Source organism: Microbacterium sp. KNMS, assembly GCF_053851835.1.
In genome coordinates, this window is sequence record NZ_JBSQBP010000233.1 from 1 (window position 1) to 229 (window position 229).

1 protein-coding gene is annotated in these 229 nt (G+C 62.0%); it reads right to left on the reverse strand.

Translation table 11 applies throughout. From position 1 onward, the window contains the following. Window positions 1–205 (reverse strand): hypothetical protein (locus ACWXWW_RS18430; protein ID WP_455971503.1); only part of this gene is annotated, 205 nt, incomplete at its 3' end. Window positions 206–229 lie beyond the last annotated feature (24 nt).

Sequence of the window (229 nt, forward strand, 5' to 3'; positions counted from 1 at the left end):
GTTCAAGCGTGCTCTGCCAGCCAGGCGCGGGGAGCGTCACCACGCCGCAGCCCTTCTCTTCCCGCCATTCACGCATGTCGGTAATGTCGTACAACGCGCCGTCGGTGACGGCCTGGACGCATTCTCGCTGGCTGCCGGCACGACGATGCATGCTGGTCGTGATCTGCAGATGGTCAATCGCGAAATGGTGTTCGGCGTAGACCATTTCACCCTGCTCGTTCGTGAGCAG